This window comes from Microtetraspora sp. NBRC 16547 (assembly GCF_030268965.1).
Classification (GTDB): Bacteria; Actinomycetota; Actinomycetes; order Streptosporangiales; family Streptosporangiaceae; genus Microtetraspora.
The window spans coordinates 217182-233837 of sequence record NZ_BSSE01000003.1 but is presented as its reverse complement, the minus strand read 5'-3'; the positions used below and the strand labels follow the sequence as shown (position 1 = coordinate 233837).

Genomic DNA, 16656 nt, shown 5'->3' with positions numbered 1-16656 from the left:
GACCGGTGCCGGCACTCCAGCGCGTCAACGCAACGCATTCTGCCCGAGGTGGCACCAATGGTCTAGACCAAGCGTGAGGTTGAGTGATCAAGCCTAATCAGCGGGCCTGTGCCGCGCCGGGATTCTCACGACCGGCCGCGCGGCGCCGCGTTCCTTATCAGCCTCCCCCGGCGCATCGGCCGTTCGGCGCTGGCTCTCCGGGCCGGTTTCCGGGCCGACGCACCCTGCCCGGACGGCGAACCCGGGTTAATATCCGCCCACAACACAGTAGCCAACGTGCCGGCGAAGGAGGCGCGGTGAGCGTCCTGGCGATCGACGCGGGAACGACCGGGGTGACCGCCCTGGTCGTGTCCGAGGACGGCCGGATCGAGTCACGGGGATACGAGGAGTTCGCGCAGCACTTTCCCCGGCCGGGCTGGGTCGAGCATGCCCCCGAGGAGATCTGGCAGGCGACGCTGGCGGCCTGCCGTACCGCGCTGGACGGGTCCGCGACGACTCCCCGGTGCGTCGGCATCACGAACCAGCGGGAGACCGCGGTCCTGTGGGACCGGACGACGCTGGCCGCCCCGCGCCGGGCGATCGTCTGGCAGGACCGCCGCTCATCGGACGTCTGCGACCGGCTCCGCGCGCACGAGCCGCGGGTGTCCGAGCTGACGGGCCTGCGGCTCGACCCGTATTTCACTGGAACCAAGCTGGCCTGGCTGGCGGAGAACGACCCCGGGTCGTGGAACGCGGGCAACCTGGCGATCGGCACGGTCGACTCCTATCTGATCGCCCGCCTCACGAACGGCCGGCGGCACGTCACCGACCCGTCCAACGCGTCCAGGACCCTGCTGTACGACATCACGCGCGGCGCCTGGTCGCCGGAACTCTGCGAGCTGTTCGGCGTGCCGGTGAAGGCGCTGCCGGAGCTCGTGCCGAATTACGGGGACATCGGCCGGACGTCTCCCGAGGCGTTCCTCGGACTCGACCTGCCGATCAGCGGCGTGGCGGGCGACCAGCAGGCCGCGCTGTTCGGCCAGACCTGCTTCTCCCCGGGTGACGTGAAATGCACGTACGGCACGGGCTCGTTCATCCTGGTCAACACCGGCGAGGAGATCGTCCGCTCGGCGGCGGGGCTGCTCACCACGGTGGCCTGGCAGGCTCCGTCCGGCGCCATGACGTACGCGCTCGAAGGGGCGGTGTTCGTCACCGGGGCCGCCGTCCAGTGGCTACGCGACGGCCTGGGCCTGATCCAGAGCGCCGCGGAGACCGAGGCAGTCGCCCGGACGGTGCCCGACTCGGGAGGCGTCGTCTTCGTCCCCGCCCTGACCGGGCTCGGCGCGCCGTACTGGGACCCGGACGCGCGGGGCACGATCCTCGGCATCACGCGCGGCACGACGCGGGCGCATCTCGTGCGCGCGACGCTGGAGGCGATCGCCTTCGAGGTGCGCGACATCGTGGAGACGATGGACCTGCCCGTTCCCGTACTGAAGGCCGACGGCGGGGCCAGCGCCAACGACCTGCTCATGCAGCTGCAGGCCGACCAGATCGGCACGCCGGTCGAGCGGCCGGTCGCCCAGGAGACGACGGCCCTGGGCGCGGCGTTCCTCGCCGGGCTCGGGGCGGGCGTCTGGTCCTCCCAGGAGGAGCTGCGCGCCACCTGGCGGCTCGACCGCCGGTTCGAGCCCGCGCGGGAGGACGGCACGGCCTCCTACGCCCTGTGGAAGAAGGCCGTCGATCGCGCGCGGGACTGGGCCTCCTGACGCCGCCGTCATCCTGGTGATGGAAAACCCAGTGGCGGCAGGCCCGATGGTGGCGGGCCCTGTGGTGGCGGGCCCTGTGGTGGCAGGCCCGGTGGTGGGAGGCGCTGGTGCGGCGAGCCGAGGTGGTGCACTCAGCGGCGGAAGGGGCCGGTGACCTCGTAGGTGACTCCCGCCGTGGGTGATCCCTCGCCGCCGAGGCGTGCGGAGAAGTAGAGCCTGCCGCCGTCGGGTGAGAAGGCCGGGCCGGTGATCTCCGATCCGCCGTGGCCCAAGACGCGCAGGAACGGCGCTGCCGTGCCGCCGTCCGTGATGACGGTGATCTCCATGCGTCCGCACTCGGCGACGAAGAGGCCGCCGGTCAGGCCGGGGATCGCGCCGTCCGCTCCAGCGGTCGGCGCGCCCGGCGCGTTCTCTGCTCCGTTGAGGATCGTGATCCACTCGTTCGCCGTGTCGTATGCCCAGACGTGGCCGTCGCCCCTGGTGGTGAAGTAGCAGAAGCCGCCCGAGTAGTGGCACCCTCCGCTCCCGTCGAACCGCTTGGCCCCCTCGACCTGCTCCCGCGTCGGCTCGAACAGGGCGGCCGGGTTCGGCACACGCCGCCAGGTGACCGGCCCGGGCCCCGGTCCGCCCACCATCACCTCGAGGACGCCGGTCGTCAGGTCGCCCCACTCCTCGGGCCGGAACCGGTAGAAACAGCCGTCCGGCTCGCCCTCGGTCAGGTAGACGACCGCCTGGGAGGGATCGAACGCGGCGCCCTCGTGCCGGAACAGGCCCATCGCGAGCCGGGGCATGGCGGCGCGGTCGCCGTACGGGTCGCATTCGAAGATCCGGCCCCGGCCGGTCTCCTCGCAGGAGAGCCAGGTGACCCAGGGTGTCGCCCCGCCGGCGCGGTTCCTGTCGGTCCCGGACAGGATCCGGTAGCCGTTCCTGATGGTCCCGTCGGGGCCGAACCTGATCGCCGACACGCCGCCGAGCAGCGGAATCTCCGAGTTGGAGACGTAGATCCAGCCGTCGCCGTCGGCGAAGCAGGCTCCGCTGTCGGGAGCGGCGTGCCAGGTCAGCCCGCCCACCCGCTGGCCGGATCGCCCGACGACGCGGCTGGTGAACCCGCGCGCGAGGGCGATGCCGTTGCCGTCCGGCGCGTCCAGGTCCCCGTACGGGTTGCCGTCCCCGCTCGCGGGGGCGCTGTGCGAAGCGGGGGCGCTGTGCGATGGGGGGACGCCGGGTGGAACCCCCGAGCCGCCGCTCCCCCTCCGGACGCCCGGCGCCGCGCAAGCGGAGCGCCACAACGAGCCGGTCAGAACTGGAGTCGCCTCCGGCCGCACGGACGTACGACGCGACATGATCGTCTCCTTGGCCTGTTCGTGGGCACACGGCCCGGATGGGCCCCGGAACCCCGTTTCCCGCCACCCGGCCCGTGTCTGTGGCGTCTGTCCAGTGCGTCTCGTTGGCGCGCTACGCACGGTCGGTCCAGACAGCCGATCAAAACGTTATGAACGCCCGGGGAATCCCCACGCTTCGTCTGTGCAAACTTTGCGCGAGAAGTACGTAATCGACGCCGCCCGTCGCGATCATCGCGGACACGCCCAGGTTTACATTGAGGCCCCCACCAGCCCTCCAGCGAACCACGGTGATCGATCCATGACCCACGGCACGGTAGACGCCCCGGCCTCGGGCACCTACGCGGCCGCCGAGCCGATGGACGGCCGGGTGCACGCCCGCAAGGCGCTGGTGTTCCTGGACCCCGAGGAGCCGGAGGCCCCCGGGACGCCGACCGGAGACGCGTCCGGCGGCCTGCCCGCCCGGCGGCTCGTCAGCGCGCTGGCAAGCAACGGGTACGCGGTCGAGTCCGTGCCGGGCGGACGCTCCGAGGACCACCGTCACCTCGGCCGGTTCCTCGACGCCGCGGAACCGGGTGATCTGCTGGTCGTCCGCTGGCCGACCGGCCGGGGCTGGAGCTCCCGCGACTTCGCCGCGCTGATCAGCGGTTTCGCGCGCCGCGCGGGCGACTGCGCGGCCGACGCCCTCGTGATGATCGTGGATTTCGGCTGGGTGGTGGACACCGGTCCCGGCGACACGGACACCGACGACCCCAGCGACTCCGGTCGCAGCGTCAGCAGGCTTCCCGTACGCGGCGAGCCGCCCATCGTGGCGGCGGCCCTGACGACCGGCCTGGCCATGGGCGAGCGCCCGCCCGCCCGGGGGTTCTCGCTCACCGGCCTGATCGCCGACGGCCTCCTCACCGGGTCGGCCGACATCGACGGCGACGGCGTGATCACCATCTCGGACCTGCACCGATACGCCGTCGCCGCCTGCGCGGGCACCGGGCTGCGTCCCCTCCTGAGCGTGTATGGGGACGCTCCCGACGTTCCGCTCGCGCGTACGGGCCGGGCGGCCTCCGGCACGGTGCCCGAGGAGCTGCTGGCGGCGGCCGGCGAGCTGGTCAGGCGCGGCGAGACCGCCGTCCCTTCGACACCGCAGGAGATCGTGGCGCGGATCTACGACGTGTACCTGGGGGCACCAGCCCAGGATCTGCTGCGGCTCGCCTCACTGCTGGAGGACGGCGAGCCGCTGACCTCCGATCTCGCGGAACTGCTGCTCGCGGACGGCAAGGTAGCCGGGGACAGCGCCGGGATCGGCGGGAGGGCCCTCGCCGAGCTGGGCACGCCATGGGAACTGGTGGACGGCGCGGGCTCCCTCGCCCACCCTTCCGTACGCGATGTCGGGTGGGCGCGGCTGACCCGCGAGGAGTACGCGCGTGCCTCCGTGGCGTTGCGGCGGTGGCGGGCCGGGCGGCGGGCCGTACAGCCGCGGGCCAGGCTCACCCCGGACCGCTGGACGACGAACGACCAGCTCGGGCACCGGATCTACGCGGAGGCCATCGCCGCGTTCATCCGCCATCCCGAGACGCTGGCGCCGCTGACGATCGGCATCAAGGGGCCGTGGGGCACCGGCAAGACGTCGCTGATGCGCATGATCCAGAACCTGCTCGATCCCGGGGCATCGGACGGCAGGCCCGCCGAGATCCACCTCGACAGTCCGGCACCACCGGGGGATGCGGAGAAGAGGTCCCGGCTCGCCCGGCTGCGGCCGGCTCCCGGAGTGACCAACGCCGAGGTGCTCTCGCGCGCGAGGCGGCGAGGGACCGAACGGTCCCGAGAGGACGCCGACCTCTCAGCACCCGAACGGCTCTCGCTGCGCGCCTCCGACTGGCGGCCCACGGTGTGGTTCAACCCGTGGATGTACCAGAACGGCGAGCAGGTCTGGGCCGGCCTCGTCCACGAGATCATCACTCAGGTCACCGGCCGGTTGCCCCGTGGCGAGCGCGAGCGGTTCTGGCTGGAGCTCAACCTCGGCAGGATCGACCGCGAGGCCGTGCGCCGCCGGGCCTACCGGATGGCGATCATCCGGCTGACGCCTGTCGCGCTCGCGCTCGCCGCCACGCTCGTGCTCACCTGCGCCTCGCTCGCCGCGGCCGCGCTGGTGCCCGCTCTCGGCCCCGCCCTGCGCGCGGCGGCCGCCGCGCTCGGCACGGGCGGCTCCGTGGGCGTGCTCGTCGCGGGAGCCGTACGGCTGGCGCGGTTCCTGACCGAGTCGGCCGAGACGGCGTTCGGCAGGCTGATCCGACCGCCCGATCTGCTCGGACCCGTTCCGGGGTTGGCGGATGACCTGGTGAACGACCCCGGATATGGCTCGAAGACGGGATTCCTGCATCTCGTCCAGACCGACATGCGGCGGGTGCTGCGGCTGGTCGCCACGGAGGAGCGTCCGCTCGTGGTCTTCGTCGACGACCTGGACCGCTGCTGCTCCGGGACCGTGGCCCAGGTGATCGAGGCGATCAACCTCTTCCTCGCCGGAGAGTTCCCGAACTGCGTCTTCGTCCTGGCCATGGAACCCGAGGTGGTGGTGGCCCACGTGGAGGTCGCCTACCAGGGTCTCGCGGAGGCCATGCCCGGAGAGCTGCGTTCCGGCCTCGGGTGGCGCTTCCTGGAGAAGATCGTCCAGCTTCCGCTCAGCCTGCCGGTGCTGGAGGACGCCCACCGCCTGCCCGGGTACGTCAGCGCGCTGCTGGGCGTGGACCGCGCGGGGACGCGGGCCGAAGGACGCCGGGCGGTCCCGCCCACCCGTCCGGCGGATGCGCGCTTCTGGGGATGGACGTCGCCGGCGTACGGCGAGGGCCGCGAGCGTCCGCGAACCACCGACGATCGGGGCGCTGATGTGCGGGAAGCCCGTACTCACGGACCCCGTCCTCGAAGGACCCGCGCCCTCGCCGAGGGTGTACGCGCTTCCGGCGCGGGAGCTCCCGGAGGTCGTGCTGACGAAGGTCGTGCCGCCGGGGCTGGCACTCAGGGAGTTCTTGAGCGTGCGACGAGCGCACGAGGAGCAGGCACACAGGGAGCAGGCGCGCAGGGGGCGGACGCGCAGCAGGCGGACGCGCAGGGGGCGGACGCGCAGGGGGCGGACGCGCCCGGATCGTCCAGGGGCCGTACCCCCGACCTGCGGCTCGTGGAGTTGTTGGAGTCGGCCATCCGGGCCGCCCGGCCGACCGCGGAGACGCTGGACGCGGCCGCCCGGGAAGCGCAGGAGGCCGTCACCGCTGGGGAAGGCCGCTCCGGCCGTGGCACCGGTGCAGGAGGTTCGGGTCTTTTCGGACGACGTCGGACCGTGCGCCACGAAAGCATCGGATACGCAGGCGATCTCGAACCCGGGAGAGACGCCGTGCCGGATCTGTGGGCCGAAACGCGACTCGCCGCCGACCGGGTGTTCGACGACCTGTACACCGACGAGAACGCCTACCGGGCGATCGAGGCCGCGCTTCCCGCCCTGTCCGCCACCAACCCGCGGCAGCTCAAGCGTTACGTGAACGTCTTCAGGTTCTACTCGTTCGTGACGTACCGCCAGAGCCTCGCGGGGGCCGAGCGGGCCGATGACGCGGCGGTGGCGAAGGTGGCGGCGTTGGCCGTCCGCTGGCCGCATCTGCTGTCCGCGCTGGCCAAGGAGTGCGGCTCCGGGGAGACGGTCCTTGAGGTTCTGGAACGGGCGGCGTCCGCAGGGCGCGCCCGCGCCTGGGAGGAGGCGCTGGCCCGGAGCAGGCTCGTGCCGTACAGGATGACGGGCTCCTGGGCGGGCGCGGATGTCCCTGACACGCGTGAGGGCGCCCCGGAATGGGACGCCCTGCGCGAGTTGCTGGCGAGCCTGCCGCCCATGGCCGATCTCGCTCGCAGGCTCCTTTGAGGAGCACCCGGACGATCAGCGTTGAGCCTGCATCATCCAGTGGTGCTTCTCGAGGTCACGGGTGATCCCGATGAGAAGGTCCTGCGTCACGGGGTCGGTCGTCTCGGTCGCCTCGATGCGCTCCCGCATCCGGCGAACGATCGACTCGAGAACGTCGGTGAAGATCGCGATGACCTTGCCGTCCTCGATGTAGCCGCTGTCGACCCGCGTCACGTGGCTGTCTCTCGCCACGGTCCCGGGGCGGCCATCGGGGTTGGCCCCAAGTGCCACCGCACGCTCGGCGACGAGGTCCGAGCTCTCACGAGCGAGGTCGACGATCTCGTCGAGGTGCAGATGGATCGGACGGAAGTGACGTCCGATGACGTTCCAGTGGGCCTGCTTACCTTCCAGGGACAGGTCGATCAGATCGATCAACGCGCCCTGCAGACAATCCGTGACGATCTTCTTGTTCTCGGCCGAGAGCGGACTGCTTATCGAGGTCATGAAGGCGCCTCCCTCCGATCGGTGTCCTTCGTCAGTGCAACCGACTACCAGGCCTACCCCTTCCACACCCACTAAACATTGACACTGTCACGATGACAGTGTCAACATGAGGGCATGAGTGAGACGTGGACCATCGGGGAGCTGGCCGAGCACGCCGCGGCGCTGCTCGCCGCGGGGCCGCGCCGCAACGGGCGGGTCCGTGACGTGCCGAACGCGCGCCTCATCCGGTGGTACACGACGATCGGCCTGCTCGATCCGCCGCTGGCCCGGCGTGGCAGGGTCGCTCTGTACGGCCGACGCCATCTGCTCCAACTCGTCGCCATCAAACGCCGCCAGGCCGAGGGCCTGTCCATCGCGGCCATCCAGACCGAGCTCGCCGGAGCCACCGATGGGATGCTGGAGCGAGTCTCCGGCCTGTCCGACGACGCGATCGGCACGTCGGCCAGCGGTCGGGAGACCGATCGGAGCACGGGACGGGAGATCCGCCCGGGCAGCGGCCAGGAGATCGTTCCGGGCATCGGGCCGGAGCTTCCCGATCTCGTGCATGGCGGGGATGCCGCCGCCGACACCGCTGACGCCGCCGCTGGTGATGGTGGTGGTGGTGGTGGAACCGCCGGTCGCACCACTGTGGACCTGGCGGCCGGCGCCGCCGCAGCCTTCGCCTCGCCTCCATCCGCCAGTGCCGACAGAGCGCGAGGGGCCGAGCGCTTCTGGACACGTCCCTCCCTCCCTCCCACCCCGCCCGAGCCGTCACGAGCGGATTCCGCGCGGGCGCTGCTCGACATCGCGGCGCCGACCGTCGACACGACGCCGGCCGACCGCACTGCCATCGGGCCCACTCATGCGCTTGGTCTCGATCCTGCTTTCGGTCCCGCTCACGCTCCTGGTCCCGCTCATGCTCCGGCTGCTCCCGCCGCCGGCGGCCACACGCGAGGCCCGCTCCAACCACACCCTCGCGTCGCCGACCTCGTCTACGGCGTACGGCTCGCTCCGGGAGTGACCGTCGTCCTGGACGGCGCGACGCGCACGCCCACCGACCATGATCTGGCCGCGCTTCGCGAGGCGGCCGTCCCTCTCATCGCCGACCTCATCGCCAGAGGACTGGCCGTCGTGCCCGACTCCTCCATGGAAGGGAGCTGACCGATGTCTGCCCCGATCACCACCTTGCCGCCCGAAGAGTGTCGTCCCGTGCCGGACGCCGGGCTGGGCACGCTGGAAACCGCCAGAGGCAACCTTCCGCTGGAGAGTGTCGACATCACCGCGCACGTCGCGGGACTCGTGGCTGGCGTAGACATGGACCAGGGGTTCCACAACCCCTTCGATGTCACGCTGGAGGCGACATACGTCTTCCCGCTGCCGCCCCGCGCCGCGGTGACGGCCTTCCGCATGGAGGCCGGCGACCGGGTGATCCACGGGGTGCTGAAGGAGCGCGGCCAGGCCAGAGCCGACTACGACCGCGCACTCACCGAGGGCCGCCGGGCCGCGATAGCCGAGGAGGACCGACCCGACGTCTTCACCATCCGGGTCGGCAACATCCTGCCGGGTGAGCGGGTACGCGTGCACCTCACGCTCAGCCAGCCCCTCCCCTTCGAGGACGGAGCGGCCGAGTTCCGCTTCCCGCTCGTGGTAGCGCCGCGTTATGTTCCCGGCACGCCGCTGGACGGCGGCCGTGCGGGGGACGGCACCGCACCGGACACCGACGCGGTGCCCGACGCCTCCCGAGTGACCCCGCCGGTCCTGCTGCCCGGCTTCCCCAACCCGGTGCGGCTCTCGCTGGCGGCGACGATCGACCCGGCCGGGCTCGAACTCAGCGAGATCCGCTCCAGCCTCCACGAGATCACCCGAGAGGGTGACACCATCAGCCTCCTGCCTGGAGAGCGTCTGGACCGCGACTTCATCCTGCGGCTCGCCTTCGCCCCGTCCTCGTCCTTGGCCCTCGCGCCGGACGCCCTGGCCGACGCCGGAGCTCTCGAGGGGCCGGACACCGGCACCATCGGCGGGAAGCCGGCAGACGGTGACATGCATGAGCCCGCCGTCTCCGCTGAAGGGACGTCCGCGTCTTCCAGTGAGGTCACGTCGTCCGCATCCTCTGATGAGGGCACGTTTGATGAGGGCACGTTCACGCTGACCGTCATGCCGCCCACGGACCTGGCCGCCGAGGTCGCCCCACGGGACGTCGTGCTCCTGCTGGACAGGTCGGGCAGCATGGCGGGCTGGAAGATGGTCGCCGCCCGGCGAGCCGCCGCACGCATCGTCGACACGCTGACGGAGCGGGACAGATTCGCCGTTCTCGCGTTCGACTCGGCGATCGAGCGGGCCTTCTCCGGAGGGCTCACACCAGCCACCGACCGCAACCGCTATCGAGCCGTCGAGCACCTGTCCCGGGTGAACGCGCGAGGCGGCACCGAGATCCTGGCCCCGATGGAAGAGGCACTGCGCCTGCTCACCGGGTCGGATACCTGGCCGTCACCCGATCGTCCCACCGATCGTCCGGCAGCCGTCCGCTCCCCTGACCACTTCCCCGGCCAGGGGCCGGACCCGGCGTTCGCGTACGCCACCGAGCCCGAATCGCCGCATGAGTCGGCGACAGCGCAGGGCTCACCGCGAGCCGGCGACGACGCGTCGGTGGAGCGTCGGGAGCCGAGAGATCGGGTGCTCGTCCTGGTCACCGACGGACAGGTCGGCAACGAGGACCAGATCCTGGAGCGAACCGGCACGCGGCTGAGCGGGATCCGCGTCCACACCGTCGGGATCGACCGCGCAGTCAACGCCGGGTTCCTCGGCAGGCTGGCGCTGCTCGGCTCGGGACGGTGCGAGCTGGTCGAATCAGAAGACCGCCTCGACGAGGCTATGGAGAACATCCATCGCCGCATCGGCTCTCCACTGGTGACCGGCCTCTCGCTCCGAACCGATGGGTTCGAGCTGGCTCCGGGCACGGTGACGCATGCCGGGTCGCTGTACCCCGGCGTCCCGTTGCTGGTCTCGGGCCGCTATCGCGGCCGTCCGGCCGCCGGCGGGCCGGGACCGGCCCTCCGATCGGGCACCGCCGACGCGACGGGACAGAGCACGCACCCGTCCGGCGAGCAGGCCTTGACCGTGCACGGCCTGACCTCGGACGGACGGCCGTGGGAGACGCGAGTGCCCGCCGTGACCGTGAGAGGCGCCGCCGAGGGTGGCGCGGCGCGGGCCATGTGGGCACGCGCGCACGTACGCGACCTGGAAGATCGGTACGCCATCGGCGATCGATCGCTCGAACACGAGATCATCGAGACGTCGCTGCGCTTCGGCGTGCTCTGCCGGTTCACCGCGTTCGTCGCGGTGGACACACGGATCGTCGCCGGGGGTCGGCCGGAGCACCGCGTGATCCAGCCGGTCGAGCTGCCCAGCGGCTGGGAGTCACCCCAGCCGGTGATGACGGCGTCCATGACCAGGATGGCCTTCTTCGCGGAGAGCGCCCCCGCGCCGGACGAGGCCGCCGACACGCTCATCGGCTGGACGGACGCCGGGATCAACACACCGCCGGTCCCAGGCGGCCCGCCGTCCGCGCCGAAGCCGTTCGCCGCCCCCGGGCCGGCGATCCGGTCTCCGCGGCCCGGTCGAGGGTTCACCGGTGCTGTCCCCGGCTGGTACGCCGGGGAGACCGCACCGGCAGCCACGACTCTTGACGGCGTCAGAGGACAGCTGGCCGAGGAACTCCAGCGGCTCCACGCCGTGGAATCGGCCCCGGAACCGGCCCGTCGCCGTTACCTCGCGGACCTCGCCAGCCGTCTCCGGGTGCTCGATCACATGATCGGCGGCCATGCCGAGCTGTCCGATCTGGCGGAGGCGCTCGAACAGGCCGAGCGGGCCACCGCCGACCTCGACGCCCTCTGGCGGCGGACCGTCGAGGTGCTCGCCCGGCTTTCCGGGCGACCGGCCGCGGAGACGTCGGCCCCGCCGCCCACACCGCCGCGGGCGCCACGATCGGCGAGAGCAGGCGAGGCGGGTACGGGAGAGCAGTCGCGGTAGCCACCGTCCAGCTAGCGGCGGCGCAGTACACGGCCGACGAGCCGTTTGAGCCCGATATGCCGCGAAACGCATAGGGTTGTCAGGTGAGTTCCCTACTGATCCTCGACGGCGGCCTCGCCACCCACCTTGAGGCCCTCGGCTGCGACCTTTCCGACGACCTCTGGTCGGCCAAGCTGCTGATCGAGGATCCCGGTGTGATCCGCCGGACTCACCTCGACTATTTCGCGGCCGGTGCGGACGTCGCCACCACGGCGAGCTACCAGGCGAGCATCCCCGGCTTCGTCAAGCGCGGCCTGACCTCTCAGGAGGCCAAGGATCTCATCCGCCTCTCGGTCGAGCTCGCCGTACAGGCCCGGGACACCGTGGGGCACGGCCTCGTGGCCGCGAGCGTCGGCCCGTACGGCGCGTACCTGGCCGACGGATCCGAATACACCGGCGACTACGACCTTGACGAGGAAGGGCTGACCGCCTGGCACCGGGAGCGCATGGAGATCCTGGCGAACGCCGGAGCCGATCTGCTGGCGTGCGAGACCATCCCCTCGCTCGCCGAGGCCCGGGCACTGGCGAGTCTGCTGCGGGAACTGCCGTCGGTGCGAGCGTGGGTCAGCTTCTCCTGCCGTGACGGGGAGCACATCAGCGACGGCACGCCGTTGCGCGAGTGCGCCGCGCTGTTCGCGGAGCTGCCCCAGGTCGTCGCGGTGGGCGTGAACTGCACGGCCCCGAGGTACGTCCCCAGCCTGATCGGCCGGATCGAGGGCAAGCCCGTCGTCGTCTATCCGAACTCCGGGGAGACCTGGGACTCCGCGAACCACCGGTGGCTCGGTCTCACCGACCCGGTCGAGTACGGCGAGGCCGCCGCGGAGTGGCGCGCGCTCGGCGCGTCCTACATCGGCGGCTGCTGCCGCACCACCCCGGAGCACATCCGCCAGATCCGCGCCCGGATCTGACCTCGGAACACCTCGTCCCGACACTGCGACCTCCCAAGGTCGCCGTGGCGTCACGAGTTCGAGGAGGCCGCCCTGGCCGCTCGGACCATCTCGACCTTGGCGCTGGCGGCGTACTTGTCGACGTACTCCTGGCCGGACAACTCCATCAGCGCGTACATGATCTCGTCGGTGACGGCGCGGAGGACGAGACGGTCGCCTTCCATGCCGTAGTAGCGGGAGAAGTCGAGCGGCTTGCCGTACCGGACCCCCGGGCGGATGCCGAACTTGGGGAGGGGATGCCCGGGCGGCATCATCTCGAACGTGTTGACCATCGCCCAGGGGATCACCGGGGCGCGGGACTCCAGGGCGAGGCGGGCGACGCCGGTCTTGCCCTTGTACAGCCGGCCGTCGGGAGAGCGCGTGCCCTCGGGGTAGATGCCGAGGACCTGGTTGTCCTTCAGGATGCGCAAGCCGGTGCGGAGCGCCGCCTCGCTGGCCTTGCCACCGGAACGGTCGATGGGAACGGTCCCGACGCCCGAGAAGAAGGCCCGGCTGAACATGCCCTTGATGCCGCGCCCGGTGAAGTACTCCGCTTTGCCGAGGGAGATGACCTTGCGCGGCAGGAACCCCGCGCCGAAGAAGTGATCGGCGAACGACAGGTGGTTGCCCGCCAGAATCACCGGACCTTCCTGGGGAACGTTCTCCAGACCCTGAGCCCAGGGCCGGAAAATCAGACGGAGCAATGGCCAGATGGTGGCCTTCACCACCCAATACAACACCGCGGGCGCTCCTTCGGTCGGATGTGCAGTCATCTTCCCATGTCTTAAGGTGCTCGCACTAACCATGGCCAACGTGCGACTATCGGGCGAATCAGGAAAAGCACCGGACACGGAGGTCTCTCATGCCGCTGCTTCCCGGCGCCGAGCCGTACCAGCACGACGGTGGCGAGATCGGCGTCTTGCTGTGCCATGGTTTCACCGGGTCGCCGCAGGCGTTGAGACCGTGGGGAGAATATCTCGCGGAGGCCGGGCTGACCGTCTCCCTCCCCCGGCTTCCCGGGCACGGCACCACATGGCAGGAGATGAGCCGGACCCGCTGGGAGGACTGGTACGCGGAGCTGGACAAGTCGTTCGCCGACCTCCGGGGGGCCTGCGCGGAGGTGTTCGTGATGGGCCTGTCCATGGGCGCCTGCATGGCGCTCCGGCTCGCGGAGGTGCACGGCGACGCGGTCCGCGGGGTCGTGGTCGTCAACCCGTCAGTGGTGAACGACGTGCCGCTCCTGCGGCTGGCCCCGGTGCTGAAGTGGTTCCTGCGGTCGGTCCCCGGCGTGGGTGGCGACATCAAGAAGGAGGGCGCGGTGGAGCTCGCCTACGCGCGGACTCCCGTCCGGGCCGCCGCCACGCTGCCGCGCTTCTGGAAGCTCGTCCAGAAGGACCTGGACCGGATCACGCAGCCGGTGCTGCTCTACCGCAGCCCGCAGGACCATGTGCTGAAACCGGCGAACGTGGAGTTCCTTCGGGGACGGATGGGGAACAATCTGGAAATCAGAGAACTACCGAACAGCTACCATGTCGCGACATTGGACAACGATGCACCCACGATCTTCGCGGGGAGCCTCGACTTCATTCGCGCTCATGCCTCGGTACCCTTGACGAAGGACTCCTGACCCGGGATCGAAGTGACGCCGCAGAGTGACGAGGACGAGGTCTGGCGTCAGATCGTCGCCTCCTTCAACGAGAAAGCCGAGGACACCTCGGCCGGTCAGCCATGGCCCGACCGGGAGAACGTCCCGGACGAGCCCGCCGAAGAGGAGAAGGAGGAGGAGGACACCGAGGCCGTCCCGACGCCCGGTCAGGGCCAAGCCGGCGACTCAGCCGACGATGGGGACCACTACGTTCCTCCGCCTCCGCCGCCGCTGCCCCGGGCGGACGGCGTCGCCAAGGCGGCGTGGGCGGCCCTGTTCGGCGGCCCCGCGTACCTGCTGCTCGCGGCCCTGCTGGGCTGGCCGATGGACGGCTGGATCGTCTTCACCGCCGTAGCCGCGTTCATCGGCGGGTTCGTGGCGCTGGTCGTGCGGATGGGCGACAGCCCGCCCGCCGACTCCGGCTGGGACGACGGCGCCGTCATCTGACTCGCCTCTGACCCGGCCTGACCCCTCCTACGCAGGCCGCACGGCTCACTTGGCCGGGGCGCCGAAGGTCTCGATCACATCGTGGTAGCGGTCGTTCGCGAGCGTGTGCCCGACCGCCACGGTGGTCTCACCGACCCGGGTCACCGCCTGCAGCCGGACCGTCCGGTCGGGCGCCGAGTCGCCGCGCACCACCTTCCACTTCGACCCGGTGTAGTTGAGCAGGAAGGCCGTCCCCGGCCGCTGCGGATCGTAGCCCGACACCCAGAACGCGCCGTCGCCGTCGCCGGTCACGCCGTACAGCTCGGCCTGGCCGATCGGGAGCCGCTCCCGGGTCCACCTCTCGCCGTCCCAGGCCAGCACGAGCGGCGTGATCTTGCCGGACCGCTGGTAGACCCCGCCGACCGCGATCGCCCGCTTGCGGCTCTGGACGTACACGTCGCGCAGGAAACCGCCCTTGACCACCGGGACCTGGGACACCTTCCACCCGCTCGGGGTGAGCCGGAGGACCAGCGGCCGGGAGCCGGAGTCGCCGACCGCCCATCCCTCCGACTTGCCGGTGAGGCCGACGCCGTACAGCGCGCCCGCCGGACCCTGAATCGTGTCCCAGGAGGTCCATGAGGGGCCGCTCGCCGTCGCGACGAACGTCTTGCCGTCCCGGCTTCCGACCAGCACCGCGCGGCTGGTCGTCGCCGCGACCGCGCCGAGCCAGTCGCCCCCGTGGAGCTGCGGCATGGGCAGCCGGTCGAACCCGTCCCGGTTGCCCCTCGCGACGTACGGCAGGCCGTCATGACCGTCACCGACCGCCCACACGTCGCTCTTGGACGCGGCGGCGACGGAGCGCAGGTGACCGGCGCCCGTGGTGTCGTTGCGGACGTCCACCTCGGTCCAGGAGTTGCCGTTCCAGTGGGTGATGACGCCCTGGTTCTGCCAGAAGTCCCATACGTCCTGCTGGCCGACGGCCCAGACGTCCTTCTCCGACAGGCCCGCGACGTCGGACAGCGAGCCGTCGGCCTGGAGTTTCGCGGACGACGTCCGGCTGCGCGCGGCCTGCTTGTCCGACTCCGGACTGCCCGGTTCGGCGTGCGCGTGCGCCACCGATGTGACGCACAGGAGGGAACCGGCCACGAGACCGGCGAGGAGCACATCAAGCGGTGCCGCGCGCCGTCTGTGGCGGCGGGTCATGAACAAATCGTACGGGGACGGGAGCGGCTCGTGTGCGCGAGGTCTCGGTTCAGGTCTCGAATGTGACCTATCCGGCCGATCCCGCCGCCGATGTCCCGCCCGATCCCTCACCTTGTTCCTCGCCCGATCGCTCGGCCGGTCCCTCTCCGGTTCCCTCCCCCGACCGCCGGCCGCACAGGTCGGCGACCACGGGGCGGTGATCGGTGGCGGCCACGAGGTCGGCGGGTGCGGCGTCCGCGGCACCGCAGCGGGCCACGGTGAGCTCGGGAGCGGCGAAGATCCCGTCGATCCGCTTCGCCGGCCGTCTGGCGCTGTAGGTCCCGCCATCCCCTTTGGGCGCTTTGGCGTAGCAGTCGGTGAAACGGCTCGCGAGGTAGCGCCAGGTCGGCCCGGCGGGCTCCTCGTTCACGTCCCCGCACAGTACGGCGTGCGCCCCGAAGAGCCGGGCGAGGCGGTCGGCGATCGGCATGATCTCGGCGGCATGCCGGAGCCTGGCTCCGCGATGCAGGTCGAGGTGGAAGGAACAGACCACCAGCCGGAGACCGTCCTTCTCGACGACCGCGAGGGCGACGGCGCGCGGTTCCAGCCCGGGGAACCAGCGCAGCCGGCGCTGCTCGGCGTGCAGGAGCCGTACGGCGGGGCCGGTGAGGACCGCCACTCCCGCCAGACGCGCGCTCACCGGGCGCTCCCCGGCCGCGATCGTCATGCCCGCGTCACGCGCGAGGCGGCGCCGCCTGCCCGGAAGCGCCGGCGCCTCCTGGACGCACAGCACGTCGGGCCGGATGGCTCTGATGACCCTCACGAGCGCCCGCCGGTCGTCCCGTGCCGACCGCACGTTGTAGGTGGCGATCCTGATGTCTGGCAGCCGTCGCTCCCGAGTCCTGTCTCTGCGTCCCAGCGTCCCTGCGTTCCGCGTCGTTCCGTCGCTGCTCCTCGCCCGGCCCTG

12 protein-coding genes are annotated in these 16656 nt (G+C 71.4%); 7 read left to right on the top strand and 5 right to left on the bottom strand.

All coding sequences use genetic code 11. From position 1 onward, the window contains the following. The first annotated feature begins 296 nt into the window (after window positions 1–296). Entirely contained in the window at window positions 297–1745 is a 1449-nt protein-coding gene (gene glpK, locus QSK17_RS06395) for a glycerol kinase GlpK (protein WP_285703503.1), read from the top strand. 131 nt (window positions 1746–1876) lie between these two features. Here the strand turns inward: glpK and QSK17_RS06390 are convergent, their stop codons facing one another. Then, on the bottom strand, window positions 1877–3088 hold the full coding sequence (locus QSK17_RS06390; protein WP_285703502.1) for an alkaline phosphatase PhoX: 1212 nt from the start codon (window positions 3086–3088) through the stop codon (window positions 1877–1879). A gap of 298 nt (window positions 3089–3386) precedes the next feature. Between QSK17_RS06390 and QSK17_RS06385 the strand changes: the two genes are divergently transcribed. Continuing rightward, window positions 3387–6980 (top strand): P-loop NTPase fold protein, encoded by a 3594-nt coding sequence (locus QSK17_RS06385; RefSeq protein WP_285703501.1) that lies wholly within the window; start codon window positions 3387–3389, stop codon window positions 6978–6980. Window positions 6981–6995: 15 nt separating this feature from the next. Here the strand turns inward: QSK17_RS06385 and QSK17_RS06380 are convergent, their stop codons facing one another. Continuing rightward, complete coding sequence (locus QSK17_RS06380) at window positions 6996–7463, bottom strand: Dps family protein (protein ID WP_285703500.1); 468 nt, start codon at window positions 7461–7463, stop codon at window positions 6996–6998. Between the two features lie 114 nt (window positions 7464–7577). On the opposite strand from QSK17_RS06380, the gene QSK17_RS06375 reads away from it, so the two are divergent. The 3 genes from QSK17_RS06375 (at window position 7578) to mmuM (ending at window position 12418) form a co-directional block, all read left to right on the top strand. After that, entirely contained in the window at window positions 7578–8603 is a 1026-nt protein-coding gene (locus QSK17_RS06375) for a MerR family transcriptional regulator (protein WP_285703499.1), read from the top strand. A gap of 3 nt (window positions 8604–8606) precedes the next feature. Next, window positions 8607–11471, top strand: a complete 2865-nt coding sequence (locus tag QSK17_RS06370; protein ID WP_285703498.1) for a VIT domain-containing protein — start codon at window positions 8607–8609, stop codon at window positions 11469–11471. Window positions 11472–11554: 83 nt separating this feature from the next. Then, window positions 11555–12418 (top strand): homocysteine S-methyltransferase, encoded by an 864-nt coding sequence (gene mmuM, locus QSK17_RS06365; protein WP_285703497.1) that lies wholly within the window; start codon window positions 11555–11557, stop codon window positions 12416–12418. A 50-nt stretch (window positions 12419–12468) separates the two neighbouring features. Here mmuM and QSK17_RS06360 read toward each other — a convergent pair whose 3' ends face one another. After that, a complete protein-coding gene (locus QSK17_RS06360; protein ID WP_285703496.1) occupies window positions 12469–13176 on the bottom strand; it encodes a lysophospholipid acyltransferase family protein in 708 nt (235 codons plus the stop codon). Between the two features lie 122 nt (window positions 13177–13298). Between QSK17_RS06360 and QSK17_RS06355 the strand changes: the two genes are divergently transcribed. Both QSK17_RS06355 and QSK17_RS06350 read left to right on the top strand, forming a co-directional pair. Then, window positions 13299–14063: an alpha/beta hydrolase gene (locus QSK17_RS06355; protein WP_285703495.1), complete on the top strand. Its 765-nt coding sequence runs from the start codon at window positions 13299–13301 to the stop codon at window positions 14061–14063. Window positions 14064–14075: 12 nt separating this feature from the next. Then, window positions 14076–14528: a hypothetical protein gene (locus tag QSK17_RS06350; protein WP_285703494.1), complete on the top strand. Its 453-nt coding sequence runs from the start codon at window positions 14076–14078 to the stop codon at window positions 14526–14528. A 45-nt stretch (window positions 14529–14573) separates the two neighbouring features. Here QSK17_RS06350 and QSK17_RS06345 read toward each other — a convergent pair whose 3' ends face one another. Both QSK17_RS06345 and QSK17_RS06340 read right to left on the bottom strand, forming a co-directional pair. Continuing rightward, entirely contained in the window at window positions 14574–15710 is a 1137-nt protein-coding gene (locus QSK17_RS06345; RefSeq protein WP_285703493.1) for a hypothetical protein, read from the bottom strand. Between the two features lie 67 nt (window positions 15711–15777). Then, on the bottom strand, window positions 15778–16545 hold the full coding sequence (locus QSK17_RS06340; RefSeq protein ID WP_285703716.1) for an endonuclease/exonuclease/phosphatase family protein: 768 nt from the start codon (window positions 16543–16545) through the stop codon (window positions 15778–15780). Window positions 16546–16656: the final 111 nt, after the last annotated feature.

What these genes read in the sequence shown, in the direction of transcription:
- QSK17_RS06390 (WP_285703502.1), bottom strand. Translation starts at nt 3,088, where the DNA reads ATGTCGCGTCGTACGTCCGTGCGGCCGGAGGCGACTCCAGTTCTGACC.
- QSK17_RS06385 (WP_285703501.1), top strand. Translation starts at nt 3,387, where the DNA reads ATGACCCACGGCACGGTAGACGCCCCGGCCTCGGGCACCTACGCGGCC.
- QSK17_RS06380 (WP_285703500.1), bottom strand. Translation starts at nt 7,463, where the DNA reads ATGACCTCGATAAGCAGTCCGCTCTCGGCCGAGAACAAGAAGATCGTC.
- QSK17_RS06375 (WP_285703499.1), top strand. Translation starts at nt 7,578, where the DNA reads ATGAGTGAGACGTGGACCATCGGGGAGCTGGCCGAGCACGCCGCGGCG.
- QSK17_RS06370 (WP_285703498.1), top strand. Translation starts at nt 8,607, where the DNA reads ATGTCTGCCCCGATCACCACCTTGCCGCCCGAAGAGTGTCGTCCCGTG.
- QSK17_RS06355 (WP_285703495.1), top strand. Translation starts at nt 13,299, where the DNA reads ATGCCGCTGCTTCCCGGCGCCGAGCCGTACCAGCACGACGGTGGCGAG.
- QSK17_RS06345 (WP_285703493.1), bottom strand. Translation starts at nt 15,710, where the DNA reads ATGACCCGCCGCCACAGACGGCGCGCGGCACCGCTTGATGTGCTCCTC.